This is a genomic window from Sulfitobacter aquimarinus, from assembly GCF_040149565.1.
GTDB classification, from domain to species: domain Bacteria; phylum Pseudomonadota; class Alphaproteobacteria; order Rhodobacterales; family Rhodobacteraceae; genus Sulfitobacter; species Sulfitobacter aquimarinus.
Map to the genome: position 1 here is coordinate 270,547 of NZ_JBEFLO010000002.1, position 26,337 is coordinate 296,883.

Sequence of the window (26,337 nt, forward strand, 5' to 3'; positions counted from 1 at the left end):
GCACTCTGTGACCGTCTGCCACACCACTACATCTTGTTGCGCAAGGCGCACAGCGATGAAGTTATGGGGAAAATTTGCCAATAAAGTACTGGATTTTATAAAATGACGCGAATAATGTGACGAAATAACGGTGAAATCACGGCACGCTCGAACGGGCCGGGTAGCAGCAAAACAAAAAATCAGAACCAAGTGACCTGCACTAAAGTGGGCGCTTTCGAGGTAGAGTGGTAAGACTATGAAGGCGATTGATTTCGTCGTCCGCGGAAGTGCGGGCGCAATCCAGCGTGGGACAGTGTCCTCCGATGTACAGAACCAGGTAATCGTGGCCGGCGCAGGCCAGGAAATTTCCATAAACGCACGTCAGTCCGATTTTGCGAGCCAGGTCCGCAATGGCGACCAGCTTGTCATCACGCTGAGCGACGGGCGCACGATCACCATCGACAACTTCTTCAACGACAGCGGTGATGCAAACCGCTTGTTCGTGTCGGCCGATGGCTATCTCAACGAAGTAAGCTTTGTTGATCAGGGTCAGGGCAACCTGTACGCACAGTACGGGCCCACAGCCGAATGGGGCAAATGGTCCCCCTCGGATGAGCTGATCTTCCTCGGCAACTCTGAAGTGGCCGGTGTGCCGCTTGCCGATGGCGACGGCGACGTGTCCATGCTGGGCGCGGCCCTTCTGGGCGGCGGCAGCTTGTTCGGCGGCGGCGCTGCAATCGCGGCGGGCCTTGGTGGCGCGGCGCTTTTGGGTGGCGCAGGTGGTGGCGGCGAAGATGGCCCCGTGGACCCTTATGTAGATAACGCAGACGCCAACGTCACAATCGGCGGCGACGACGAAACGCAGGACACGCTGACCATCACAGGCGGCGGTGAGCCGGGCGATGACGTGACCGTCACCGTAGGCGATCAAAGCGTAGACACCGTCATCGACGAAGATGGCAACTTTGAAGCGGTCTTCGAGGGCGAAACATTCCCCGAGGACGGCGTTTATGATGCGGTCGTTACCGTAACCGACGGTAACGGCGATGTGACTGTCCTTGACGGCCCGTCTTTCGAAATCGATACGACCGCCCCTGAAATCGTCTTTACCCAAGGCACCGATTCAGTTGGCCATGTTGTAAACGAAGCCGATTTTGCAGACGGCATTACCCTGTCGGGTACTGGCGAAGCAGGCTCTACCATCGCGATCACTATTTCGGGCGTCACGCAGACGGCGACCATCTCGGACGCGGGCACATGGACCGCAACATGGGATTACGGCACGCTTGAGCCTGGCGAATACACCACTGAAATCACAGCAGTCACAACAGACAGCTTTGGCAACAGCGCCACATTTACCGACACACTGGTCGTAGACACTGTTACCACTGTGACAGTCGAAACAGCCACGATAGGCGGCGACGGCACAGTGAACGGCGCAGAGTTCGGCAACGGCGTATCCTTTACCGGCACCGCGCAGCCTGGTTCCAGCGTTGAAGTCACCGTAGGGGGCGTCACCCAGACAGTCACCGCAACCGCGGGCGGCACGTGGTCTTCTACCTTCAGCTCAACCGATCTGGTTGATGGCGAATACACCGGTACCGTGTCCGTTGTTGCAACCGACAGCTTTGGCAACTCTGCCAGCACGTCAGGTACATTCGAAGTCGACACGCTGGTGCGCGACCACTCCATCACCTCCACCACTGGCGGTGCGGACGGCGTGATCAACGCTGCGGAAGCAGGCGAAGCCCTGACAGTCTCCGGCATGACCGAGCCCGGCTCGAGCGTGGTTGTAGAACTGGGCGGCGCAAGCGTTACAGCGGTTGTGTCTTCCAACGGCAGCTGGACGGCAACCTTCCCTGCGGGCAGCGTGGCGGGTGGTACATACACCACCACCATGACAGCGACAGCGACAGATGCCGCAGGCAACGTTGATACGGCCTCTACATCCGTGACTGTCGACACTGACGCGGGCGTTCTGACCATTGATCCGGCACCGGTTGAAGGCGACGACGTCGTCAATGAAGCCGAGGCCAGCGATGGTGTGGTTCTGACAGGCACCGCCGATCCAGGCGCGGTTGTCACCGTGACCATGGAAGGCGTCAGCCACAATGTCGTCGCGAATGGATCGGGCAACTGGGAAGCATTCTTCTCGGCTAACGATGTGGCGGCAGGGGTCTACACCGCTGAAATCACAGCGACAACGACGGACGCCTACGGCAACAGCCGCTCGGCCACAGACAGCGTCGAAGTTGACACACGCGTCGACAACCTGTCCGTAAACGTCGACGATGTTGCAACTGACAACATCATCAGCGCCTCCGAGCAGAACGGCATGATCACCGTCACAGGCACGACCGAAGTGGGCTCTACCTCTGTTGTGGTTACAATGGCAGGTCAGACAGGCAACGCGGTTGTTGATGCGGCCGGTAACTGGAGCGTGTCATTCAACGGCAACGCGATGGAGACAGGCACCTACACCACGCAGGTCGAGGTCACAGCGACAGACGCTGCGGGCAACGTCGCCTCCGCGTCGGGCACCGTTCAGGTGGATACCGAAGTTGTGCCACTCGCGATGACCAGCAACTCTGCCGGTGCGGATCAGGTGGTCAACGCCGCCGAAGCAGCCACAGGCATTGATCTGGGCGGCTCGGTAGAGGCAGGATCGACTGTGCGTGTCACATTCGACGGCACCACATACGATGCAACCGTCGATGCGGCTGGCAACTGGTCCGTGACCGTGCCCGCAGCAGACGTGCGCAGCGGTGCATATGCGGCTGACATTTTGGTTGAAGCGACAGATCACGTGGGCAACGTTGCCACCATCGACGACACCTTGTCGATCGACACGGCAGCGCCTGACGGTCCCGTCATCGCATCCTTCACCCGTGACGGTGACGGCATCCGCGGCATCTCGATCGAGACAGAGATGGAAGGTGGCATGCCGACCACAGATGTTCAAAGCATCACGCAGGTACAGGCAGATGGCAGCATCTCCGAAGTGTCGGGCCAGCAAGGGTTCAACTCCTTCCTCGGTGAGACCAACTTCATCTTCGATCAGGACGTGCCCAACGGCTCCCAGCTGATCGTGAACTCCACAGATGAAGCGGGCAACACCTCGGGCACCTATCTGGTGCTGGACGACGAATCCGCGACCAACGCGGTTGATCTGACCAACATGGCACTGGGCGACTACCAGATCGAAAACCTCGATCTCGACTTCGCCGAAGCGGCCAGCGTTGTCATCGACGAAGCCAGCCTGCTGGCGCTGTCGACAGACACAAACACCCTCACCATCCACGGCTCGTCCGAGGATCAGGTGACCATTCAGGGTGGTGTGGCGCAAGGCACGCAAAGCGTCGATGGCCAGACATACAATGTCTACGCCGTGGGTGCCGAAGGCACGCTGCTGGTCGAACAGGAAATCCCTGTCACCATCTAATCGCCAACGCGCGATACAAAATACGGGCATGCGGCGGGGCCAAACCACCGCCGCAGCCCACACATAAGAACAAAAATAAATATAAATATCGGCACGTTAAGGGCAGGATATGGGGCAGTGTAAGAAACTCACGGCAGCGTTGTGCGCAAGCACGCTGGCGATCAGCGGATGTATGTCAGACATCCGGGGCGATGCAGAGGCATCCGAAACGGTGGCGATGCAGGCAAGCGGTAGCAATACAGCCACGCCAAAACCCACACATTCCGACAAGATCAACGCGCAAAGCGAAATTATCCAGGGGCTTATGGCCCGCCGTTCGGTGCTGCCTTCGGGTGGCTCTTATGCACGTGTGGCGAACGCCGTGCTGGCCGCCAACTCCCGTTCTGCCGAGAGCGAGCTGCGCGCCGCCCAGTTGCGCGCCCGTGCCGCCTCGAAAAACTGGCTGCCCTCCATCGGGCCGAACATCAGCCTGTCATCGCTGGGGTCCCTTGTGGCCAACATCATCGTTGAGCAGGTTATTTTCGACAATGGCCGCAAAAAGGGCGAGCGTGAGTTCGCGGTGGCTGACGTGGAAGTCGCAGCCGTGGCTCTTGCTGCCGATACCAACGCCCGTGTCGGCACTGGCCTTGGCCTCTATATCAACGCATTGGAAGCGCGGCAAAAGCACGTGCTGGCCACCCGCAGCGCCAAAGACATGGGCCATTTCGAATGGGTCATGCAGCAACGGGTGAACGGCGGCGTCTCTGACAGCTCGGACCTGAACGTCCTGCGCCAGAAATTGCTGGAAATCCGCGCCACGCAATCGGCCACAGCCGAAGCCGCTACCACGGCCATCGCCGAATTGAACGCCATGTCCGTGGGCGACCTCAGCGGTGTCTCCGGCACTTCGCGCATTCCCGTCAGCGCCACACAGGCACAACCGCTCAGCGTTACGCAATCCGAAGCCGAAAAGATCCGCGCCATCGCCGCTGCCAAAGTCGACCGCGCAGGCCAGCTGCCCGGGCTCAGCGCCAAAGGCACAATCGGGGAGGGCGGCTCAGCGGGCCTGAGCATCACAACCGACAGCCTTCTGGGCCTTGGCACCGGTGACCGTCTGAAAGCGATCGAAGCCACCAAAGAGGCCGCAGGCCGCCGCGTGGCCCAAGCATCCGAGGACGCAAACCGACAGCTGCGCAAGCTTGAGGGGCAGATCGCCTCCAAAGAGCGCCAGGCGGCAGAGGCTTCCGGCCTGACCGCGCAAGCGAAAAAGAACCTTGATTTGTTCCAGCAACAATATGATGCGGGCCAGCGTCAGGTCATGGATGTGGTCGGCGTCTACGAGACGTTCGCCCGCCAGCAAGAAAACGAAGTTACCCTGAAATACGAAGCCATCCGGCTGCGATTGGCCATGGCCGAACTGCTTGGTGTATTGGCAGATGGATCACAGATATGAGCACGCCGTTTACGTTAACGATTGTGAACGGCAATGCGGGCCGTTTGAAACCCTCCGAAGCCGTAGAAGCGCCCAAGGCCGACAATACATCGACCTTCGAGGACCGCCTGCGGGCGCGGGGCGCATTAATCGCAACATACGCCAGCGTATTGGGCAGCGACATCTCGCAGGCCGATCTGGCCGATGCGCTGGCGCGTCGTCTGACCCCCGACACGCCCGAGCATGAAGAAGCGCAAATCATCGCAACCCTGCTGCGCCGCAACGGCCTCAGCGCCCAGTTGCAAAGCATCGACACGCTGGATGACCAAGCCTTCCCCGCGCTGGTCTATATGACCTCGGGCCAGCTGTTGCTGGTGATGGGCCGCGAGCACGGCGATCTGGTGGTCTATGACAAGACATGCCCCGACAACCGTGCGGTTGTCCCTGCCGCTGACTTTGTGCCGTTCTTCTCTGGCCTTACTCTGCGCGGCGAGATGCCGATTGAAAAAGTGGCCGAAGTTCACAAGACCGCTGAAAAGCCCAAGCATTGGTTCTGGGGCCACTTCGGCCAGTTCCGCCGCCAGCTTGGCGAGGTCGCTCTTGGCTCTTTCACCGCGAACCTGTTGGCCGTGGCCGTCGCGCTGTTCTCTTTGCAGGTCTATGACCGCGTGATCCCGCACCAGTCCGAGGCGACCCTGTGGGTGTTGGCCGCCGGTGCGTGTCTTGCCCTGCTGATGGAAGCCTTCATCAAGATCGCCCGCGCCCAGCTGATGGATGGCGCAGGCCGCCAGATCGAGCTTTCGGTGATGCAGCTTTTGATGAACCGCATCCTTGGGATGCGCAGCGACAAGCGCCCCCAAGCGCCGTCCGATCTGTTTTCCTCCATGCGGGAATTCACTTCGGTGCGCGAGTTCTTTACGGCCTCGACCATTGGCACAATCGCCGACATTCCGTTCATTTTTGTTTTCCTCGCCCTTGTCGCGTCTATCGCGGGCAATGTGGTTTGGGTGCTGGTGCTGGGCGGTATCTTGATGGTCGTGCCGGGGTTCTTCCTGCAAAAGCGGATGATCCGCCTGACGGCCGAGACCCAAGGCGCACATGCCAAATCATCGCGCTTGCTGCACGAAGCGATCTTCGAGCTGGATACCGTCAAAACCCAACGCGGCGAAGACCGCGTGCAGCGCCTTTGGGCCGAGCTGACGACCCTGTCCGCCGTCAAATCCTCCGAGCAGCGCAAGCTGGCCTCTGTCCTGACGTTCTGGAGCCAAGGGGTCCAGCAGGGCACCTATGTCGCTGCCGTTATCATGGGCACCTATCTGGTCTTTGCAGGCCACTTTACCGTGGGTTCGATCATTGCAACGGGTATCCTGACCTCGCGTACACTTGCGCCGCTGACGCAACTGGCGGGCACGATGGCCCGCTGGGGCAACGTGAAATCCGCGCTGGACGGGTTGGAGCATATTGCAAGTTCCGAACAGGACGTGGCCGAGGGCCGCACCTATATGCGCCGTGATCACCTTGCGGGCAACTTCGAGCTGCGCGATGTCACTTTCCGCTATATCGAAGAGGGCGCGCCCACGCTGGACCTGCCCGGTATCAACATCCTGCCCGGCCAGCGCGTGGCGATCCTCGGGGCCAATGGTTCGGGCAAATCCTCGCTTCTGAAAATGCTGAGCGGTCTGTATGCGCCCACCACGGGCCGCGTGTTGATCGACGGCACCGAGATGACCCAGATCGAGCCGCGCGATCTGCGCCGCCTAGTTGGGTATCTGGGCCAAGACGTGCGCCTGTTCTCGGGCACGCTGCGCGATAACCTGAACCTGACGATGCTGGAGCGCGACGATGCGCGTCTGATGCAATCGCTTGATTTTGCAGGGCTGGGGGAGTTTGTGCGCAATCACCCCAAGGGCCTCGATCTGGATATTCTGGACGCAGGCGCGGGCCTTTCTATCGGGCAGCGTCAAAGCATCGGCTGGGCGCGGTTGTGGTTGCAAGACCCCAAGATCTGTCTGTTGGATGAACCGACTGCCGCGCTTGATCAAAAGCTGGAGACGGCCTTGGTCGAGCGGCTCAAGACCTGGATGGCGGGCCGCACGGCTGTCATCGCCACGCACCGCGCACCGATCCTTGCGCTGACGACCCGTACGATCATTCTGCACAATGGCAGGATGAGCATTGACGGGCCAAAAGACGAAGTCATGGCGCATCTCAGCGCCGTCAAAGGAGGTGCGGCATGAGCATGACCGGCATGGATACCCATATCGAAAAGCAGATGCGCGGCCCCTCTATGGTGGTCTGGCTCTGCGCTGCAACGGTGATTGTCTTTGTGATCTGGGCGTTTTTCGCTTGGGTGGACGAGATTGTGCGCGCCGAAGGCTCGATGATCAGCAGCTCGCGCCCGCAGATCATCCAGAACCTTGAGGGCGGCATTCTGGCCGAGCTGGGTGTCGGCGAAGGCGACATCGTCGAGCAGGGCGATGTGCTGGCACGGTTGCACAATACGCAGTTCCAATCCGCCGTGGATGATCTGCAAGACCAGATCAGCGCGTTCGAGATCCGTCGCCTGCGGCTGGAGGCCGAGATGGAAGGCGCGTTTGAATTTGACGTTCCGCAAGAATGGGCCCGCCGCACGCCCGAGATGATGCTCTCGGAAGCGGCGCTGTTGAACGCCCGCCAGTCCGATTTCGTCTCGTCCATGGAAGGTGCCAAACGTGTGCTGACCGAGGCGCAGCGCGAGCGTGATGTGATGAACGGCCTGTTGAAGAACAAAATCGTGTCACTGATCGAAGCCACGCGGGCGCGAAAAGCCTTCGCCGATGCCAAGATCAAGTATGACGAGGTCGTAACACGGACCGATCTTGAGCGTGCGCAAGAATACTCGGACGTGTTGAAAGAGCTATCGACCCTGCGCCAGAACCTCAAGGCCAGCACCGACCAGCTGGACCGCACGCTGTTGCGCAGCCCGATGCGCGGGATTGTGAATAACCTCAGCGTCACGACCATCGGCGGCGTTGTGCGCCCGGGCGAGGAGATTTTGCAGATTATCCCGCTGGACGAGGAGCTGTTTGTCGAGGCCCGCGTGAAGCCCGAAGACATTGCAGGCGTGCGCCGCGGGCAATCGGCGACGGTCAAACTGTCGGCTTATGATTATACGATTTACGGCACGTTGCAGGGTGAAGTGCAGCTGATCTCGGCGGATACGTTCAAGGACGAGCGGGCGCGGGATCCCGATGGCGACCCGCACTACAAGGTGGTGCTGGCGGTGGACACGGAAAACCTCACCCCGCGTCAGTCAGAGCTGGAAATCCGCCCCGGTATGCAGGCCAGCGTCGAGCTGCACACAGGCTCCAAAACCGTGCTGCAATACTTGCTGAAGCCCCTCTACAAATCCAAAGAGGCCTTCCGCGAGCCGTGACCCCACGGTGCGCTAAAGCGCAAGACACGTTTTATGAGCGCTAGGATGCGGGCCCCTGTGGTCCGCATTCTACGTTTTAGGGACCTTGATCGGGGGTGTTTTAGGCGTTTGTATCAAGCCAGATGGTGACCGGTCCGTCATTGGTGAGGGCCACGGACATATCCGCGCCAAAACGGCCTGTTTGCACGGGGATGTTCAGGTCACGCAGGCAGGCGGCGAATTGCAAGTACAAGGTTTCGGCCACATCGGGTTTGGCGGCGTAGGAGAACCCCGGACGTGTCCCGCGTGACGTGTCGGCAGCCAGAGTGAACTGGCTGACGACCAAGGCGGCTCCGCCTGTTTGGGAGAGGCTGAGGTTCATCTTGCCAGCGTCATCTTTGAAGAGCCGCAGTTTCGAGATTTTCAGCGCCAGCGCTTTGGCCGTGTCATATGTATCGTCGGGCATGGCGCAGACAAAGATCAGCAAGCCCGCGCCAATCTCTCCGATGACTTCGCCCTCAACCGTGACGCTGGCCTCTGTGGCGCGTTGCAGAAGCGCTCTCATGTGTCGTGCCAGTTCAGGATGTTGGTTGCGTCCGCACGGGCAGTGCGGAAGCTGTTGGCGGGCGCGTCCGTGTCGGCATAGCCCAGCGAAATGGCGCAGAGGATCAGGCGGTCGTCGGCAATGCCAAGCTGCTCTTTGAGCAGGGGGGCGTAGGCGGCGATGGCGGCTTGGGGGATGGTGGCGATGCCAAGGGCTGTGGCTGCCAACGTGAAAGCCGCGACGAAGCCGCCGGTGTCCATCGCGCCGTAAGGGCCCAGCTCGGCAGGGGAGTGGATGATGGCGACATGGGGTGCGTCAAAGAAGCTGTAGTTGCGCAGCATTTGCGCGGCGCGGCCTGCGCGGTCGGATTTTTCGATGCCCACGGCGTCGTATAGTTGGAAGCCGCAGGTGCGGCGGCGTTCGGCATAGTCTCCGGTGTATTTGCCAGGCCACGCCAGATCGGGCGCAGGGGGCGTGCCTGTGCTGGCTGCTTCGGTCAGTGCAGTGCGCAACCGTTCGGTCGCGGCACCGCGCGTAATCTCGACCTGCCACGGCTGGGCGTTGCACCACGATGGCATGTGGCGGGCGGTCTGAACGATCTGCATCAGATCGCCATCAGGGACAGGATCAGGGCGGAACGCACGGCACGAATAGCGCGCCTGCATCACATCGGTCAAAGTGTTGATTGCTGTCATGTCTTATCCGTTCATCGCATAGAGATAGCCAACGCCGGCGGCAATAATCAGGCCGGCGATCACAGCGAGGGTGATCTTGATCGCGGAGTAGGGCCGTTCGCCCTGTACACGGCCCGTGCGGCCGTTCACGACAAAGCGGAACGTCTTGCCGCGGTATTTATAAGCGGCGAGCCACACCGGCAGCAGGATGTGTTTGAAGGTCATCGCACTCAGGTCCACATCCATCGAGTGGATGCGCTGGCGGTCGCCGCCGATGTCGAACTTCACATCGCGGCGGATCATCGCGTGCATCTTTTCCTGCGCCTCGTCAAAGCCCTCCTCAAGAGGAACGGTATAGCCTTCGGCGCGGAACCCCGCGAGGTATTCAGGCGCATAAGTCTCTAGTGAGGCCAGATCCCAAGGTTCCAAAGCGTCTGTAAATCGCTTGGGCAATGAGCGTGAGCCCAGCACCAGCACATCGTCAAAGAACCGCGACACGCGCCCCGATGTGCCGCGCCAGCGGACCTTGGCCACGCGGACCTGTTGGCGTTTGCCGTCACGCATCACGGTGCGGGTCTGGTAATAGACGGTGCCGCGCTCGCCGGTGTAGCGCGTGTCGCTTTGCGCGTCATAGGTCCAGTAGGGCACGTATATCCCGTCTAGCTGGCGGCCCTTGCGGGCGTATTCCTGCAACCCGTTCGGCGCAAACCAAAGGCTGCCCAGCCAGTCGGTCATGGCGTCGCGGGCTGTTGCCTCGTCCATGGCAAAGGGCAGTACGGCGCGGGGTTTGATGTGGCGGTGAACGCCTGTGTCCACCACCACGGGCGTGGCGCAAAAGGGGCATTCGGCGGCTTGGGTGTTGGCGTCAAATTCTACCTGTGCCGCGCAATTGGGGCACTGGCTGACACGGGTTTCCTCCATCTCGGCGGTGCCAAGGGTCTGGGACAGCCCGCGCCTCAGGTCCATCTCGGCTATGGTGGCCGAGTTGCTCCAGACTGTGCCGATAGGTTGGGTAGCGCCGCAGTGATCGCATTTTAGATCACCGCTGGCAGGGTCATACCGCAGGTCCGAGCCGCAGGTATCGCAGGGAAAGCGATGCTCTTGGAGGACAGTGTCGGGACGGGTGTCTGGCACAGGCGGACCTTTGTCGCAGGATGGGGCGTGGGAGCATCACAGCGCCTTGGGGATCAAGACGCCGCTTTGCCCGGATTCGATGCGGGACCGATGGCGAAACGGCGCTGGCATCTGCGCAGATCACTGGCCCCGCAGGGTGGATTACGCCGGTGGGGGCGGGGGTGGCATCACGGTGAAGAGCTGCGCAAGCTCGCGCACGTCCTCGGCCCGCATCCAGCCGTCTTGCCCCGCCGTCCAGACAAAGCTGTCGCGGGTGAGCGTGCCTTCAGCGGCCATGCGGCCCATCTTGGCTTTGGAAAACGGGCCTGCCGTCTCGCCGCCGCTGGCGATGTGCCAGACGTGTTCAACCGGAGGCGGGGGTGGCGCAGCGGCTGCTGCGGGCGCAAGGGCCGCGCCCCACGGACCACCAGTGGCCGCTTGCGCGCCGATCTGCATGCCAAGGCCCGCGCCCATGCCCGCCTGTATCGCAGCAGAGCCTGCACCCTCTTGGCCCAAAGCCTCGGCCGCCTGAAACTGCATGTATTCGTTGAGGTTCCCGATCACACCCATGGACGAGCGTTTGTCCATGACCTCCTCCACCGCAGGAGGAAGCGAGATATTTTCGATGTAGAGTTCGGGCAGGGCGAGGCCATATTCGGCCAGCTGGCCCGCAATCTCTCCCCCGATCAGCTTGCCCAATTCGCGGACATTGGCAGCCATGTCCAGCACGGGGATCTGGCTGCGGGCGATGGTGCGCGAGAATTCCTGAACGATGATGTTGCGGATCTGGTAGCTGATCTCGTCCATGGTGAATTCGCCGTCGGTGCCCACGATTTCGCGCAGGAATACAGCAGGGTCGGTCACGCGGACCGAATAGGTGCCAAAGGCGCGTAGGCGCACGGGGCCAAACTCGGGGTCGCGCACGATCACAGGGTTCTTGGTGCCCCATTTGAGGTTGTTGAACCGCGTAGTGTTGACGAAATACACCTCGGATTTGAACGGAGACTTAAAGCCGTGGTCCCAGTGTTGCAGGGTCGTCAGGATCGGCATGTTGTTCGTCTCAAGCATATAGAGGCCGGGGGTAAAGACATCGGCCAGCCGCCCTTCGTGTACGAACACGGCAGCTTGGCCTTCGCGCACGGTCAGCTTGGCGCCGTATTTGATCTCGTGGCCCTCACGCTCGAACCGCCAGACCATCGTGTCGCGGGTGTCGTCGGTCCAATGGATGACGTCGATGAACTGGCCGGAGAGGAAATCGAAAATGCCCATGGGTGAGGTCCTTGCGTTGAATTGGGGGGAGAGTATTGCGCTGGGACGCGCATATCAAGGTTGGGTTGCGCTGGGACGCGCATATCAAGGTTGGGTTGCGCTGGGACGCACATATCAAGTTTGGGTTGCGCCGGGACGCGCATCACAAGAAGCGGGGCGGATCGAGGAGGGAGTCGCCTTGCCCCTCGGAGTCATAGATCAAACAGGCCCGCCACCGTCGGCCAGCTCTGCGGCGATGCGTTGCACTGTTGGACGCGCGTCATCGGCTTTCATACCTGTCCGCAAGCGCGGGTCATATAGCATCTTGAGCAACAGCTCGTCATGGCGGGTGAGCAGGGCAAATTCATCGTCGTCGTTAAAGATCGAAGGGCGCGCATCGGGGCTGTCATTGGCAAGGCCCAGCCCTTGGGCCAGCTCTTCGTGAATGCACGACAGACGCAGCAGGCTGGGGTTCTCGGCGCGGATCACGGCAACGGCGGTGGTATAGGTGTTGCTGCCCGTTCCGGAAGCGTAGGCCGCGACCACGCAATAGGCATCGCGGCGCAGATTGATGAGCGGCCCAAGGCTGCCGATGCTGATGCCGGGGAGGCGGGCGGCGGCGGCGGCCAGCGCCTCGGCGCGGTCATCCTCGCCTGCGATGATCACCATGAAATTGGCCTGCTTTTCCATGGCGATGGGGTGGCCTGTGATTTGGGCCAGCCGCGCGGCATAGCTGCGCACATTGGCCGTGTCGCTTTTGCGTTGCGAGGGCGGCACGCCTGCGCCAAAAATCACGTCCATCCGCACGGGCGCTGACCAGCGGCGCAGCGGGCTTGCACCACCACGCCCCGAAAAGCTGCTGTCGTATTCGTTGAAAAAGGCGATCTTTTCAAAATTGCGCGCCAGCATGGCACTGGTAAAGGGCGTGTCCGCCCCAGCGCCATCGCGCCGCAACAGCCCCTGGCCCAATTGCGCGTTCTGCACTTGATTGAGGTAGCTGCGCAGCGTCGCACTCTCTTGCGAGGTTGGCTTGGCCACCTGCGGCGCAGGGGCGGGTTTGGGCGTCGGGGCAGGGCGTGCGTTGGGCTTTAGCACCGGTTCAACGGGTGCCACTACTGTCTCGGAACACGCGGCGACGCCCAGCACAAACAGTGCCAGCGCCGCCGCTTTTATGCCCCGTACGCGCCCCACGATCAGGTGTTGACCGTATCGCCCAAGCCCGTCTTGCTGGCTTTGGCGGCGGCCAGCGTGTCGCGCAGCTTGGCCTCCATTTCCTTGAGATCGGTTTCGGCGGCGGCGCGCTTGGCCTTGCCTTCGTCCGCGATTTGCAGGCTTTCCTCGATGGTGCCAATCAGGTCGGCATTGGCCGCTTTGACCGCTTCGATATCGAACACGCCGCGCTCCATCTCGGTGCGGATGACCTTGTTGCTTTCGCGCAGGTTCTTGGCGTTGGAGGTGAGCAGCTCGTTGGTCAGGTCATTGGCTTCGCGCACAGCAACCGCCGCTTCCATAGAACGCTGGATTGTGACCGCTTGGGCCAGCTGCGTCTCCCACAGAGGCACGGTATTCACGAGGGTCGAGTTGATTTTCGTGACCAGTGACTTGTCGTTTTCCTGCACCAAACGGATCGAGGGGAGCGACTGCATCGTCACCTGACGGGTGAGTTTCAGGTCATGCACGCGGCGCTCCAGATCATCACGGGCGGCCCGCAAATCACGCAGTTCTTGCGCTTTCATCACCTGATCGGCCTCGGGGGCTGCGTTCACTTCCGCTTCTTTGGCGGGGATCACTGTGGCGTCCAGCTCGGCAATCTTGGCCTCGCCTGCGGCAATGTACAGCGCCAGCTCGTCGTAGAATTGCAGCGTCTTCTCGTAGAGCATATCAAGCGATTTGATGTCTTTAAGAAGCGTATGCTCGTGGCTCAGCAGGTTGTCGGTGATCTTGTCGATCTGGCCTTGGACCTTTTCGAACTTGGCTGTGAATTTCGCGAAAGGGGCGGCACGGCCAATCAGTTTTTCCCACCAGCTACGCTCGCGGCGCACGTCCAGTTCAGAGACAGAGAACCCGCGGATGGTGGTGACAATCCCGCGCAGGCTGTCGCCCGCGGGGCCTACATCTTTGTTGCGCACGTCTTGCAACATGGCTTGGGATATTTCCTGCAATTCGGCCTGCGCGGCAGAGCCGAAGCTGATGATCGACTGGGTATCGTCCATGTCCAGCTCGTCCATGCGCGAGCGGATCTCGGCGGATAGTGGCGCGTCCGCTTGCTCCAGCGTGATGACGGCGTTTGCGTCCATCGGCTCGGGCAGGACCACGGCGGTCACTTCTTCGACCATTGCCAGGGATTGGGCGGCTTTTTCACGAACGGTATCAGACATATGTGTCTCCTTTAAACGAGGTGCGGATCATTTAAGACGCACCCCTTCACGCGACAGCCGCTCGCGCAGCACGTCGATTTCAACATTCAGATCGCCGCGGTCATCCAGCAGCGATTTTTGGTTACGGGCGGCAAAGTTCTGCTCAAGATCATCCAGCAGGGCCAGATAGTCGGCCCGCGCTTGGGGGTCTTGGGTACGGGCATAGATGTCGGCGAATTTCGCGGTCGCATTGCGGGCGCCCTGTAGGTAGACGCCCAGATATTTACGCGCAGCGGTCAGGTCGCGGGGGTCTTCTTCGACTGTGCGGATCAGTTCGCGGGCGGTGTCGACGAAGTCTTCCAGCCGCGCAGCTGATTGGCGGTCGCCTGCCCGCAGGATCGTCTCGCGCATGGTGGTCAGGTGACGCTCTGCCTCGTCGACCACACGGGCCACGCGGTCTTGTTGGAAGGTGTCGATGCCGTCCATGCCTTTGCTTTTCATGGGATCAAAGCCGAAGGCCGCGATGAAAAGGCCCGTGGTAATGATGCCGTAAAGAACGGGCGAGAGCAGGTTCAAGCCAAGCGAAGTGTCGGTATGGGCAAAAACCGCAAGGGCCGCACCGATCCCTGCAAGGCCCGCCGCAAGTATCTTGCGCGGCAGGGCAGGACGCCGCGCAACCTTGCGCGAGTTGAACGCGGCCTCGGCACGCAAACCGCCGCGCAGCAGCCATGCGGCCAACGTCAGAGAAAGCGCGCCGGTCAAACCCGCAAGGAAGGACACCGCACCATCGCTGAAGGTGGTGGCGACCAGAACAATCGCAGGCACAAACATGACATTCGCCCGTCCGCCTGCTGGGTCTACCTCAAGGCGGCGGCGCTTCTTGCCGCCCTCCAGCGCGGGGGGGGAGGTACCATCGGGGCTGTATTGGCCTCCAAAACGCTTTGCCATGCTCAAAGCCCTCCGAGCCAGCCGGAGCTGACGCCGAACAGGACGACGATCAGCGCGATATAGGCTGTTTTTCTAAACGGTGCCGGTCCCATCATTTCCCCCGAAGGTGCCGCGCAAACCACACGGCGTTGCAGTAACATATGCGCACGGGCGCATTGTTTCTAGTGGCGCTGTCCTGTGCGGCGTTCGGCGTTCAGCTTGCGGGTATAGCCCGACTGGATCACCTCAACCGCAACCAGAACCAGCACACTGAAGTAGAAGGTGGTCTTGGACATCGGGATCACCTCGTAGCCGAAGAAGCGCAAGGCAAGCTCGGGGTCGTGCATGGCGTGGGCGGCGGCCTGACCCGCTTCGCCCAGCAGGACGATGCCGACGATCAGCAGGATGAAGAGGCCAAGGACCTCGTACATGCGGTTCGCTTCAAGGAACTGCGTCACGCGCTCGGCCAGCAGCAACATGGCAATGCCCGACAGGATGATCGCAAAGGCGAGGATCGGGAAGACATCCGTGATAGCCAGCGCGGACAGCACCGAATCAAAGGAGAAGATGAGGTTCATCAGAACAATCAGCGCCACAACTTTGGCCGCTGATTTGCCGCTTTTGCCCTCGATGTCGGTATCCAAATGCTCGATCGAGAGCATGTGGCCGATTTCCTTCACCGCCGTGTACATGATGAAGATACCACCGATGATAAACACCAGCGTGGCAAAGTTGACGCCACCGGTCAGCACACCCTCCCAATTCAGGATAAAGAACGGCTCTGCCATGGCATCAATCGCTTTGATCATAACAAACAGCAAGATCACCCGCAGCGCCACGGCCAGCAAGATGCCCCATTTGCGCACGGCGGCCTGCTGTGCGACGGGCGCACGCTGGCTTTCGATAGAGATATACAGAAGGTTGTCGAACCCCAACACGGCTTGCAAAAAGCACAGCATGATCAGGTTTCCGAGATTTTCGATGGTTAGCAGGTCAGCCATGGTCGCTCCTTGGGGTCTTTCTTGGGGGCTACGCATAGCTTAGCGCAGCGGAAATGTGAATTGAAAGCACAGGGGGAAAGAGGGGAGATTTTGTCCCTGAACGGGTTTTGCGTAAAAGTGTTTAAGTTCTGATAGATGCCCCGGGTGCAGGCGTGGGGTCAAACCAGTAACGAGTAAATTTGATGCAGCAACGTAAGTTTATCGATACACGAAAGCCCTGTTTGACGCCAAGTGCGGCACATACGCGCCGCCGCAAATTGCGCATTGTGTGCGGTGCAATCGCTGCAGCCTTGACCGCAACTGTCGTAATCCGCGCCTGATCCGACGGCGGCACGGCAAAATTTCGAGGAAATTTTGGGCAAAAGTCTGGCGACAGACTTTTGTAACGCTACCGCCGCCGTGGGCCCTTGGTTGGATCCGCCGCATCGCGCTTTGACGCGCTGCTAGAGAATTTGCGCGGCTTCGGCGGTGCGCCCGCTGCGCTGCGTTCTGCGTCACGGACGGCTTTTGTGGGGCGATATTTCTTTGCTGGTTTGCCGCGCTTGGGGCGGTCGTCGGTTTGCTCTTCCGGCGCTTTGGCGTAACCGGGCTGGCCGGGGCCGCCAAACTCACCCTTATGCGGGACGCGCCGTTTGAAGGCCCGTTTGACTTGGGTCGGGGCCTCGGGAGCGGCACCCAGCAAGGCTTCTGCTTCTGGTCCCAACTGGTCGCGCAGCACCTTGCGGCGCACTTCTTCTACGTCACCCTGTTTCAGATCGCCCAGCTGAAACGGGCCATAGCTGACCCGCAGCAGACGGTTCACGCTCAGCCCGATCTCGTCCATGGCGCGGCGGATTTCGCGGTTCTTGCCTTCGCGCAGGCCCACGGTCAGCCATGCATTCGCGCCTTGTTGGCGGTCCAGCACCACTTCCATCGGCTGGAATGGCTCGCCCTCGGCGATGATCCCTTTGCGCAGCGGTTCCAGCACTTCATCCGTGGGCCGCCCGTTCACCCGCACGCGGTAGCGGCGCAGCCAACCGGTCGAGGGCAGCTCCAACAACCGTTTGATCCCGCCATCATTCGTCAGCAACAGCAACCCTTCGGAGTTCAGGTCAAGCCGACCCACGCTCATCACCCGTGGCAGATCCTTGGGCAATGTGTCGTAGATCGTCGTGCGGCCTTTTTCATCCGCATCCGTCGTCACCAGCCCCGTAGGCTTGTGATAGAGCCACAGGCGCGCAGGCTCTGGCTGGCCCACAGGCTTGCCATCGACCACGATGCGGTCGGCGGGTGTCACGTTCAACGCGGGCGAGGTGATCACCGCGCCGTTCACGCTCACACGGCCCGCCTCAATCATCCGCTCTGCTTCGCGTCTGCTGGCGATGCCAGCACGAGAGAGGGTCTTTGCGATGCGGTCGCCTTGGGGCGCAGAGGAGGGGGTATCGGTCATACGCCCTGCCATAGCGCAACCGCCCCCCTTGCGAAAGGGACCGTTTTGCCCCCATCAAGGAACATGGCTTTTACATCCTTCATGGAATTGGCGCTGCAAGAGGCCCGTGCCGCAGCGGCGCGGGGCGAAGTGCCCGTGGGTGCGGTTGTTCTATCGCCAGAGGGCGAGGTGATCGCCCGCGCAGGCAATCGCACCCGCGAGGACAACGATCCCACCGCTCACGCCGAGGTGCTGGCCATCCGCGCCGCTTGCACGCATCTGGGCGCGGAGCGCCTCTCAGGATGCGCACTCTATGTCACGCTAGAGCCGTGCCCCATGTGCGCAGGTGCCATTGCCGCCGCCCGGATCGAGCGGTTGTACTACGGCGCGTCCGATCCCAAATCAGGCGGGGTCGAGAGCGGCGCACGCGTCTTTGCGCACCCGCAATGCCACCACGCGCCGCAGGTGTTTGAAGGGATATCCGAAGGAGCCTGTGCGCGTATGTTGCGCGACTTCTTCGCCGCCAGACGCGGCTAAAGCGTTATGGCCTGCATGACCCGGGGCTCGATCACGGAAGTGCCTGGCAACACGCCGTTTTCCAAAGCCTGTGCCGATTGCTCAAGCATCGGCATTGTGCGGTAGTGGCAGGGGATAACCGTTTTGAAATCGAAATAGGTCCGCGCCGCATAGGCCGCCATGTCCATGTCCATCGTGAAATGCCCGCCTGCCGACAGGATGCCGATGTCGGGTTTATAATAATCCCCGATCCACGCCATATCGGCCATCAGCCCTGTGTCGCCCGAGATATAGATCGTGTGCCCTTCGCCGCGCAGGACAAAGCCGGATTCGGTCCCCATATAGCGCCGCGTCCCGCCCACATCCGCAGTCGAGGAATGCGACGCAGGCACCATGCTGGCCGTGACGCTATCGCCAATCGCAATGGTGCCACCCATGTTAAAGGCCTGCCCCTCGACCGCGCCCTGCGCGTGCAGATATTGCGCCAGCTCGTACATGCCCGACAAAGGTGCGCCCGTGTCCTTGGAAATTTGCACCACATCCGCGATGTGATCAAAATGCGCGTGGGTGACAAGGATATGCGTCGCACCTGCGGTGGCCGCGGCATACTGGTCCTCTGGCAACATCGGGTTTCCGTTCAGCCACGGGTCTACCAACACCACCTGATCCTCGATTTCGATTCGGAACGATCCGTGCCCCAGCCAGATGATGTTCATGCCCATGCTCCCTTTTTGTGCAACTCCCGCCAGCCTAGCCGCGCCGCACGCCATAGAAAAGACCCCGCCCCGGCGCGCGTGACTTGCAGCACGCGCGGCAGAGCGGTAGAGGACAGACAAGCAGATGAGGAAACCCCATGTCGATAGACGAGAGCACCGCCGCACGGGTCGCAAAACTGGCCCGTATCAAAGTAGAACCTGACGCGCTGCCCGCGCTCGCGCAAGAGTTCAACACGATCCTTGGCTTCATCGAACAGCTGTCCGAAGTGGACATCGAAGGCGTCGAGCCGATGACGTCCGTCACCCCGCAAAACCTTGCCCGCCGCGCCGATGTGGTCGCCGATGGCGACCAGCAAGAGGCGGTGCTGAAAAACGCGCCCGATTCCCGTGAAGGTTTCTTTGCCGTACCGAAGGTGGTTGAATAATGACCGATCTGAACAAAATGGGCCTCGCCCAAGCCCGCGATGCCCTGCGCAAGGGTGAGACATCGTCCAGGGAGCTGACCCAAGCGTGTCTTACCGCCATTGAAGGCGCAGGCGCGTTGAATGCCTTTGTCCACCACACGCCCGAGATCGCGCTGGAGCGCGCCGCCGCCGCCGATGAGCGGCTGAAAGCCAGCGAAGAGGCTCCCGCCATGTGTGGCCTGCCGATTGGCATCAAGGACCTCTTCTGCACCAAAGGTGTGCCATCGCAGGCCGCCTCGCGCATACTCGAAGGGTTCAAGCCCGAATACGAATCGACCGTCAGCCAGAACCTCGCGGATGCGGGCGCTGTGATGTTGGGCAAGCTCAACATGGACGAATTCGCCATGGGCTCCTCGAACGAAACATCTGCCTACGGCAATGCGGTCAACCCGTGGCGCCGTGGCGCGGACGAGACGCCGCTGACACCGGGTGGCTCCTCGGGCGGGTCCGCTGCGGCGGTCGCGGCCGATCTGTGCCTTGCCGCCACCGGCACCGATACAGGCGGCTCGATCCGCCAGCCTGCGGCCTTTACCGGCACCGTGGGCATCAAGCCGACCTATGGCCGCTGCTCTCGCTGGGGTGTTGTGGCCTTTGCCTCGTCACTCGACCAAGCTGGCCCGATGACCAAATCCGTGCGCGACGCGGCGATCATGCTGGAGGCCATGTGCAGCTATGACCCAAAAGACAGCACCTCCGCCAACATCGCCGTCCCGAATTTCGAAGCGGCCCTGACAGGCGACATGCGCGGCAAGAAAATCGGTATTCCCAAAGAGTACCGCATGGACGGTATGCCCGCCGAGATCGAAAAGCTCTGGGCAGACGGCACGGCCATGCTCAAAGACGCAGGGGCCGAGATTGTCGATATTTCCCTGCCGCACACGAAATACGCGTTGCCTGCCTATTACGTGATCGCCCCGGCCGAGGCGTCTTCGAACCTCGCGCGCTATGACGGGGTGCGCTATGGCCACCGCGCCACGCTGGACGCAGGCGACGGCATCACAGAGATGTACGAGAAAACCCGCGCCGAAGGGTTCGGCCCCGAGGTGCAGCGCCGCGTGATGGTCGGCACCTATGTGTTGTCAGCGGGCTTCTATGACGCCTACTACAACCGCGCCCGCCGTGTGCGCACATTGATCAAGAAAGACTTTGACGATGTGTTCGCCGCAGGCATTGATTGCATCCTGACACCTGCAACGCCTTCGGCTGCGTTTGGTTTGGGGGAAATGATTGATGCGGACCCGATCCAGATGTATCTCAATGACGTCTTTACCGTGACGGTGAACCTTGCAGGTCTGCCCGGCATCGCGGTGCCAACGGGACAAGACGCAAACGGTCTGCCGCTGGGTCTGCAACTGATCGGGCGTCCGTGGGAAGAGGGCGATCTGCTGTCTTCCGCCTACGCGCTTGAACAGGCCGCCGGTTTTGTAGCCAAAGCCGACAAATGGTGGTAAACGCGGCGCAACGCGTAATTAAAAGCAGGCTATTGAGATGATGAGTGTTCGTTTTGGCTTGGGGGCTTGTGCCTTGGTCGTCCTTGCGGCGTGCCAGCCCGCCGCCCCCGAGGATAGTCGTTTTGGCGTCGGTTTCGACCAGACATTTGACCAGCAAAAAGCCAACCGTGACGCGGCGCTTGCCAATCCGGTGCCTGCTGCACCGGGTGTGACTGCGCAGTCCTTGCCGCCTGCGGGCTCTGCCGCTGATACGGCCGCCCAGACCGCCGCCATTCTGGCGCAGACCAGTCAGGCAAACGATGCAGAGAGCCTTGCGGCCGCGGCCAACAACTCTGGCGTGGCCCCCGTACAGGCCAGCCCGTCCAACCCGGCGCCCGCCGTGGTGGACAGCGCCACAGGCATCAGTCGCGAGAATAATTTCGACGCCGTGTCAGGCCAGCGCAGCATCGAGGGCGACGCCGCCCGACTTGCCGCCAACCGCGCACAGTATCAGGTGATCCAGCCCCAAGCATTGCCCGAGCGGACAGCGACAGGCCCGAATATCGTGGCCTATGCGTTGTCGACATCAAACCCCGTGGGCACGCGCATCTACAAACGCCGCAGCTTTAACGCCGAGAAAAAGTTCCAGCGCGCCTGCGCACAATTCAGTGGCGAGGATCAGGCCCAGATTGCCTTCCTTGAAGCTGGCGGGCCAAAGAGGGACCGTCAAGGCATGGATCCCGACGGGGATGGCTATGCATGCGGCTGGGACCCGTCTGCGTTCCGCAACACGGGCGGTTAACGCGCCTCGTGCAATGGCTGTGATGCACCCATCGCCCAATTGCGGCCCGCGCCGCGACGGGCTGCTGCCCACGCTTGTTCTGATACACTATACCGCGATGGGCAGCGCGCAGGCCGCGCTTGAGCGGTTGTGCGATCCCACGGCGGAAGTTTCGGCACATTACCTGATCGGTGCAGGCGGCGACGTGACCCAAATGGTCGAGGAAACCGCCCGCGCATGGCATGCGGGTGCTGGCGAATGGTGCGGGCAGGACGACATCAACTCCCGCTCGATCGGGATCGAGCTGGACAATCGCGGCACGCACCCGTTTTCAGAGCCGCAGATGGCCGCGCTTGAGCAGTTGTTGCGCGGGATCATGGCACGGTGGGATATTGCGCCGAGCGGCGTGATTGGCCATTCCGACATCGCCCCCGCCCGCAAGATCGACCCCGGCCCCCGTTTTGACTGGCGCAGGTTGGAGCGGCAGGGCCTTGCCGCCTCTGCTGTGCCGCGCGAGGTCGGGGCAGGGGATGAGGCGGCTTTTATCGCCGCGGCGCGCAGCGCGGGGTTCACGGCGGATGTTGATGTGGCCACCTTGTTGGCTGCGACACGGCTGCGCCATGCGCCCTGGCGCACGGGGCCGTTGCAGCGCGATGATTTCACGCTCTGACCCCGCAATTGCATTGACCGCGCCCCGTCGCCTCGCGTAGGGCAGGGCTGCGCGGAAGGCTGGATGACCGCTTTGAATGCCGCAAGGTATTCGGGAGGAAAGTCCGGACTCCGGAAAGGAACGGTGCCGGGTAACGCCCGGGCGGGGCAACCCGACGGAAAGCGCCACAGAAAATAAACCGCCTGCGGTTCCATGGTTCGCTTTGGAGTGTCGGTAGGTAAGGGTGAAACGGTGGGGTAAGAGCCCACCGCGCGGCTGGCAACAGCGGCGGCATGGCAAGCCCCACCGGGAGCAACGCCAAATAGGGACCGCGTGCTTGTTTGTCTTCGGGCAAGCAGGCGGAGCTTCTTTCGCTCCAGCAGGTCCGGGTTGGCGGCTGTAGCTTTGTCGGTAACGGCAAGGTCAGAGGAATGGTCATCGATGGAGGGCAACCTCCGGGACAGAATCCGGCTTATAGGCCTTCCGCGCATCCATTGGCCTCGAGCGCCGGAATTTTTAAAATTCCGGACCGGAAAATTCGAATTTTCCGGCTACTCTAGCCGATGTAGCGCGGGTAGGGGGTTGACTCGGACCGCAGCAAAGGTAGAAGCCGAGGTTCAGAGATTACGCGCGCGCCAAGGTAGGCACGTCGCTGCACAGGAGAAGACAAAATGGCTAAGCCAACCACGATCAAGATCCGTCTGAACTCGTCCGCGGGCACAGGCCACTTCTACGTTACAAAAAAGAACGCACGCACCATGACCGAAAAAATGGTCATCAAAAAATACGACCCCGTTGCGCGCAAGCACGTTGAATACAAAGAAGGCAAGATCAAGTAAGATCGCCTCTCTTTTGATGCATTGAAAGCCGCGCTGACCAGCGCGGCTTTTTGCGTTTTTGTGCCCCATTTTAAAGTTCATTGTTCGGTGAAAGCGGGGGATGAGTTTAGGGGCAAAATGAAAAGCGAAGGAGCGGGGCCGGCAAAGAGGGTGCCGCGAGGTTGCAGAGGCTGTGCAGGCAGATGTAAGCGGCACCGCTGTGCGCCATCTGACAACGTCTGCGCAGAGCGACGCGGTGCTTGATATGCGGGCCGCACAATTTGTTGTGATGTACTTTCCAGTCTGGCGCATTCTATGCAATGGATTGTGGGCGTTACCCCAGTGGCACGCCACAGAAACCCCAAGAGGAATTCCCGCTATGATCACAGCAAAACCGAATGTCGGCGCACAAATCGAACAGATGAGCTTTGCCAAACCGGGGTCTGACGCGCGGGTGAGCATTGGCCAAGCCAAAGACCGTTGGACCATGTTGTTTGTCTACCGTGGCAAGCATTGCCCGCGCTGCAAACGCTTTCTGAACAAGCTCAACGCGGTGTTGCCTGCATGGACCGATGTGATGGACGTGGTGGTTGTGTCCTCTGATACCGAGGAGAAAGCAGCGGCGGATATGGCCGAATTCGGCTGGGATTTTGATCTGTGCTATGGCCTGACCGAGCCGCAGATGCGCGCGCTTGGCCTCTATGTCTCGTCGCCACTGTCGGAGGCAGAGACGACGGACCTGTTTGCAGAGCCGGGCGCATTTGCGATTCGCCCCAACGGGACACTGATGCTGGTTGATATTTCGAACGGCCCCGCAGCGCGGCCCGATCTGGAAGAGCTGTTGGACGGGATGAAGTTCAACATCGACAGCGACCGCCCCGAGCGCGGGACGGCCTGACCGCGCTATTCGAAGTAGTCCGAATGCGTCTGGTGGATGTATTCGATCGTCTGATCCAGCCGTGACAGGTGCTTGCGCATGGCGGATTGTGCCAGTTCCAGATCGCCCGAGGCCATGCCTGCGGCGATCTGACGGTGGTCTTCCAGAATGGAGGCGACCTCACGCTCTTTGCCGAGGCTCAGAAGGCACAAACGGTCGACCTTTTGTTTGCATTCCAGCATCACCTCAAAAGCCATAGGATTGCCGCCCAAGACGTAGATCAGTTTGTGAAAGTCATAGTCCAGCGCGTGAAAGGCAGCCATATCGCCGTCTTTTACCGCCTGTTCCTGTAGGGCCAGATTTTCGGCCATCTTGGCCTCTCGCGGGGCGTCCCAGATTTTGACGGCGTGGTGCACGACCTCCAGCTCGACCGCCATGCGGACCAGCCGCGCGAGGGCGATCCGCTCCATCGAGAAGCCGCGCACTTCGGTGGCCTTTTGCGGACGGATCACCAGCAGATCATCATTGCCCAATTTGGTGAATGCGTTGCGCACGGGCTGGCGCGAAACGCCGAAACGGCGGGCCACTTCTGTCTCTGACAGCTTGGTTCCGGGCAATAATTGCAGTGAAACAATCTCGCTATGGAGTGTTTCATAGACCGCGTCGGTCGTTGTGCGCCTTACAATATCTTCCACTTGGTCTTGCTCTTGTCCTGTTTTTGTCGGTGGCGGTGATGGCTGGCCATGATCGTGTAAGCTATTGCATTTGTGCCAAATTATCGCCCTCTGCGGGCAGATAATTCGACCTATGTCACGTTATGCAGCCTGTCACCTTGTCCGTGTATGTCAAGTCAGACGAAGCCCCGAAAGTCAATTGTTGACATAACTTGGATACTAGTCTCCTTATTGCTGGGACAGCGATTCCGGACCGGAGGGTGAAGATGCCAAAAGGCGCAGTACTCCCCGCTCAATCACTACGGCGCGCGCTGTTCGAGAAACACTAGGGAGGAGAACCCATGACATTTACAAAAACGCTTTTCGCGGCCACGACGGCTATGGCTTTGGTGACGGGTGCGGCGGCTGCTGACGGCTGGCGCGCGTGGAACATCCACAACGATGGCCACCCGAACACCGCCGCGATGGATAAATTCGCCGAGCTGGTCAAAACGGCCACAGGCGGCGAAGTCACCGTTGACGTGTTCCACGGTGGTGTATTGGGTTCGCAGCCTGACGCGCTGGAGCAGGTCCGCATTGGCGCGATCGAGGTCGGTAACTTCAACCTCGGCCCGATTGGCCCGATGGTGAAAGAGGCGAACCTTGTTTCCCTGCCGTTCATCTTCAAAAGCGTGCCACACATGTTCCGCGTGCTGGAAGGCGATGCGGGCCAGACAGTTGCCGCCGCAATGGGCGACGCAGGCATTCTGCCGCTGGCATGGTTTGATGCAGGCGCACGTTCGTTCTATAGCCAAAAGCCGATCAACACGCCTGCCGATGTGGCGGGTCTGAAGATTCGCGTGATGAACAACGATCTCTACACCTCGATGATCTCTGCCATGGGCGGTAACCCGTCCCCGATGGCCTTCTCCGAAGTGCAGCAAGCGCTGAAAACCGGTGTTGTGGACGGTGCGGAAAACAACTTCCCCTCGTTCAAGAACGTCGGCCACTACGAGGTGACAACCCACTATTCGCTGTCCGAGCACCTGATCATTCCCGAGTGTATCTGCGTGAACACCACCAAGTTCAACGCGCTGTCTGCCGAGATGCAGGAAGCGGTCCGCGGTGCGGCACAAGAAGCCGCCCTGCACCAGCGTGAGCTGTGGGCCGTAGGCTCTGCGCAGGCGCGCAAGGATGTGGAAGCCGCAGGCATCATGGTCAATGAAATCGGTGACAAAGCGCCGTTCCAATCCGCGATGGACACGGTCTATGCCGACTATCTGAAAGCCAACCCCGATATGAAAGCTCTGGTCGAGATGGCGCAAGCCACCGAGTAAGCCATATCAATCGCGTCCGGCGGCAAAAAGGCCCGCCGGATGCATCTGCTTAGCGGGGACCCTATGCAAGAACCCAATTCAACCCCTGCATTGCTGCGTGCAATGGACAGGGTTCTGGATCTGCTCGCACGTATCTGTGTGCTGATCGCAGGCACCGCCATCGTCATCATGACCGTCATCTTCGCATGGCTGGTGTTTGGTCGCTATGTGCTGAACGACACCCCAACGTGGGTCGAGCAAGTCTCGCTTTTGTTGGTGATGGTCATCGCGTTTCTGGGGGCTGCGGCGGGGGTGCATAACCACACCCACCTGTCCGTTGTGGTGTTCCGCAACATGGTGCCCGCCCGCGTGCGGTTGGTCTTTGTCATCGTGACCGATGTCCTGATGGCAGGCTTTGGCGGCATGATGTTCTGGTACGGGATCGAACTGACCAAGTTTAAATGGAACACGTTGATCCCGCTTATCCAATGGTCCGAGGGGCTCCGCTCGTTGCCGCTCACGATCAGCGGCGTGCTGCTTTTTCTTTTCTCCACCGGCCATTTGATCCGCCTGTTTTTGGGGCGGGACATGCGCCAAGATAATATAGATCAGGGTTAAT

The 26,337-nt window shown here is 60.7% G+C and carries 24 protein-coding genes and 1 other RNA gene; 14 read left to right on the top strand and 11 right to left on the bottom strand.

What is annotated here, in order from left to right; genetic code table 11:
• Positions 1–235: 235 nt before the first annotated feature.
• The 4 genes from ABMC88_RS05380 (at position 236) to ABMC88_RS05395 (ending at position 8,247) form a co-directional block, all read left to right on the top strand.
• Complete coding sequence (locus ABMC88_RS05380; protein ID WP_349575818.1) at positions 236–3,421, top strand: Ig-like domain-containing protein; 3,186 nt, start codon at positions 236–238, stop codon at positions 3,419–3,421.
• Between the two features lie 172 nt (positions 3,422–3,593).
• Positions 3,594–4,853, top strand: coding sequence for a TolC family protein (locus ABMC88_RS05385; protein WP_349575819.1), 1,260 nt, complete (start codon positions 3,594–3,596; stop codon positions 4,851–4,853).
• Complete coding sequence (locus ABMC88_RS05390; protein ID WP_439655574.1) at positions 4,850–7,069, top strand: ATP-binding cassette domain-containing protein; 2,220 nt, start codon at positions 4,850–4,852, stop codon at positions 7,067–7,069. Before ABMC88_RS05385 ends, ABMC88_RS05390 begins: the two co-directional genes overlap by 4 nt.
• Positions 7,070–7,071: 2 nt before the next feature.
• Positions 7,072–8,247, top strand: coding sequence for an HlyD family type I secretion periplasmic adaptor subunit (locus tag ABMC88_RS05395; RefSeq protein WP_439655581.1), 1,176 nt, complete (start codon positions 7,072–7,074; stop codon positions 8,245–8,247).
• Between the two features lie 100 nt (positions 8,248–8,347).
• On the opposite strand, the gene dtd is transcribed toward ABMC88_RS05395, so the two are convergent.
• The 9 genes from dtd to ABMC88_RS05440 form a co-directional block, all read right to left on the bottom strand.
• A complete protein-coding gene (gene dtd / locus ABMC88_RS05400; RefSeq protein ID WP_349575821.1) occupies positions 8,348–8,791 on the bottom strand; it encodes a D-aminoacyl-tRNA deacylase in 444 nt (147 codons plus the stop codon).
• Positions 8,788–9,465: a nitroreductase gene (locus tag ABMC88_RS05405; RefSeq protein WP_349575822.1), complete on the bottom strand. Its 678-nt coding sequence runs from the start codon at positions 9,463–9,465 to the stop codon at positions 8,788–8,790. The genes dtd and ABMC88_RS05405 overlap by 4 nt, the downstream gene beginning before the upstream one ends.
• Before the next feature lie 3 nt (positions 9,466–9,468).
• A complete protein-coding gene (locus ABMC88_RS05410; RefSeq protein WP_349575823.1) occupies positions 9,469–10,578 on the bottom strand; it encodes a TFIIB-type zinc ribbon-containing protein in 1,110 nt (369 codons plus the stop codon).
• A 141-nt stretch (positions 10,579–10,719) separates the two neighbouring features.
• Positions 10,720–11,826: an SPFH domain-containing protein gene (locus ABMC88_RS05415; RefSeq protein WP_349575824.1), complete on the bottom strand. Its 1,107-nt coding sequence runs from the start codon at positions 11,824–11,826 to the stop codon at positions 10,720–10,722.
• A 198-nt stretch (positions 11,827–12,024) separates the two neighbouring features.
• Positions 12,025–12,999: a DUF2927 domain-containing protein gene (locus ABMC88_RS05420; RefSeq protein WP_349576133.1), complete on the bottom strand. Its 975-nt coding sequence runs from the start codon at positions 12,997–12,999 to the stop codon at positions 12,025–12,027.
• On the bottom strand, positions 12,999–14,183 hold the full coding sequence (locus ABMC88_RS05425) for a toxic anion resistance protein (protein ID WP_349575825.1): 1,185 nt from the start codon (positions 14,181–14,183) through the stop codon (positions 12,999–13,001). Before ABMC88_RS05425 ends, ABMC88_RS05420 begins: the two co-directional genes overlap by 1 nt.
• Before the next feature lie 27 nt (positions 14,184–14,210).
• Positions 14,211–15,110, bottom strand: coding sequence for a 5-bromo-4-chloroindolyl phosphate hydrolysis family protein (locus tag ABMC88_RS05430; RefSeq protein ID WP_349575826.1), 900 nt, complete (start codon positions 15,108–15,110; stop codon positions 14,211–14,213).
• A gap of 161 nt (positions 15,111–15,271) precedes the next feature.
• Positions 15,272–16,090: a TerC family protein gene (locus tag ABMC88_RS05435; RefSeq protein ID WP_349575827.1), complete on the bottom strand. Its 819-nt coding sequence runs from the start codon at positions 16,088–16,090 to the stop codon at positions 15,272–15,274.
• Positions 16,091–16,478: 388 nt separating this feature from the next.
• Positions 16,479–17,519 (bottom strand): pseudouridine synthase, encoded by a 1,041-nt coding sequence (locus ABMC88_RS05440; protein ID WP_349575828.1) that lies wholly within the window; start codon positions 17,517–17,519, stop codon positions 16,479–16,481.
• A 63-nt stretch (positions 17,520–17,582) separates the two neighbouring features.
• On the opposite strand from ABMC88_RS05440, the gene ABMC88_RS05445 reads away from it, so the two are divergent.
• Positions 17,583–18,035: a nucleoside deaminase gene (locus ABMC88_RS05445; protein ID WP_349575829.1), complete on the top strand. Its 453-nt coding sequence runs from the start codon at positions 17,583–17,585 to the stop codon at positions 18,033–18,035.
• Here ABMC88_RS05445 and ABMC88_RS05450 read toward each other — a convergent pair.
• A complete protein-coding gene (locus ABMC88_RS05450) occupies positions 18,032–18,730 on the bottom strand; it encodes a metal-dependent hydrolase (RefSeq protein WP_349575830.1) in 699 nt (232 codons plus the stop codon). The genes ABMC88_RS05445 and ABMC88_RS05450 overlap by 4 nt on opposite strands.
• 137 nt (positions 18,731–18,867) lie before the next feature.
• Between ABMC88_RS05450 and gatC the strand changes: the two genes are divergently transcribed.
• The 7 genes from gatC (at position 18,868) to ABMC88_RS05485 (ending at position 23,770) form a co-directional block, all read left to right on the top strand.
• Positions 18,868–19,155, top strand: a complete 288-nt coding sequence (gene gatC / locus ABMC88_RS05455) for an Asp-tRNA(Asn)/Glu-tRNA(Gln) amidotransferase subunit GatC (RefSeq protein WP_349575831.1) — start codon at positions 18,868–18,870, stop codon at positions 19,153–19,155.
• Positions 19,155–20,645 (top strand): Asp-tRNA(Asn)/Glu-tRNA(Gln) amidotransferase subunit GatA, encoded by a 1,491-nt coding sequence (gene gatA / locus ABMC88_RS05460; protein ID WP_349575832.1) that lies wholly within the window; start codon positions 19,155–19,157, stop codon positions 20,643–20,645. The genes gatC and gatA overlap by 1 nt, the downstream gene beginning before the upstream one ends.
• A gap of 37 nt (positions 20,646–20,682) precedes the next feature.
• Complete coding sequence (locus tag ABMC88_RS05465; protein WP_349575833.1) at positions 20,683–21,426, top strand: hypothetical protein; 744 nt, start codon at positions 20,683–20,685, stop codon at positions 21,424–21,426.
• Positions 21,427–21,439: 13 nt separating this feature from the next.
• Positions 21,440–22,075, top strand: coding sequence for an N-acetylmuramoyl-L-alanine amidase (locus tag ABMC88_RS05470; RefSeq protein WP_349575834.1), 636 nt, complete (start codon positions 21,440–21,442; stop codon positions 22,073–22,075).
• Between the two features lie 51 nt (positions 22,076–22,126).
• Positions 22,127–22,545: RNase P RNA component class A (gene rnpB / locus ABMC88_RS05475), an RNA gene on the top strand.
• A 180-nt stretch (positions 22,546–22,725) separates the two neighbouring features.
• Positions 22,726–22,893 (top strand): 50S ribosomal protein L33, encoded by a 168-nt coding sequence (gene rpmG / locus ABMC88_RS05480; RefSeq protein WP_007119221.1) that lies wholly within the window; start codon positions 22,726–22,728, stop codon positions 22,891–22,893.
• Between the two features lie 358 nt (positions 22,894–23,251).
• Complete coding sequence (locus ABMC88_RS05485) at positions 23,252–23,770, top strand: redoxin domain-containing protein (protein ID WP_349575835.1); 519 nt, start codon at positions 23,252–23,254, stop codon at positions 23,768–23,770.
• A gap of 5 nt (positions 23,771–23,775) precedes the next feature.
• Here the strand turns inward: ABMC88_RS05485 and ABMC88_RS05490 are convergent, their stop codons facing one another.
• Entirely contained in the window at positions 23,776–24,444 is a 669-nt protein-coding gene (locus tag ABMC88_RS05490; protein ID WP_349575836.1) for a GntR family transcriptional regulator, read from the bottom strand.
• Between the two features lie 320 nt (positions 24,445–24,764).
• On the opposite strand from ABMC88_RS05490, the gene ABMC88_RS05495 reads away from it, so the two are divergent.
• Both ABMC88_RS05495 and ABMC88_RS05500 read left to right on the top strand, forming a co-directional pair.
• Positions 24,765–25,739, top strand: coding sequence for a TRAP transporter substrate-binding protein (locus ABMC88_RS05495; RefSeq protein WP_349575837.1), 975 nt, complete (start codon positions 24,765–24,767; stop codon positions 25,737–25,739).
• Positions 25,740–25,802: 63 nt separating this feature from the next.
• Complete coding sequence (locus tag ABMC88_RS05500) at positions 25,803–26,336, top strand: TRAP transporter small permease (RefSeq protein ID WP_349575838.1); 534 nt, start codon at positions 25,803–25,805, stop codon at positions 26,334–26,336.
• The last annotated feature ends 1 nt before the right edge of the window (position 26,337 follow it).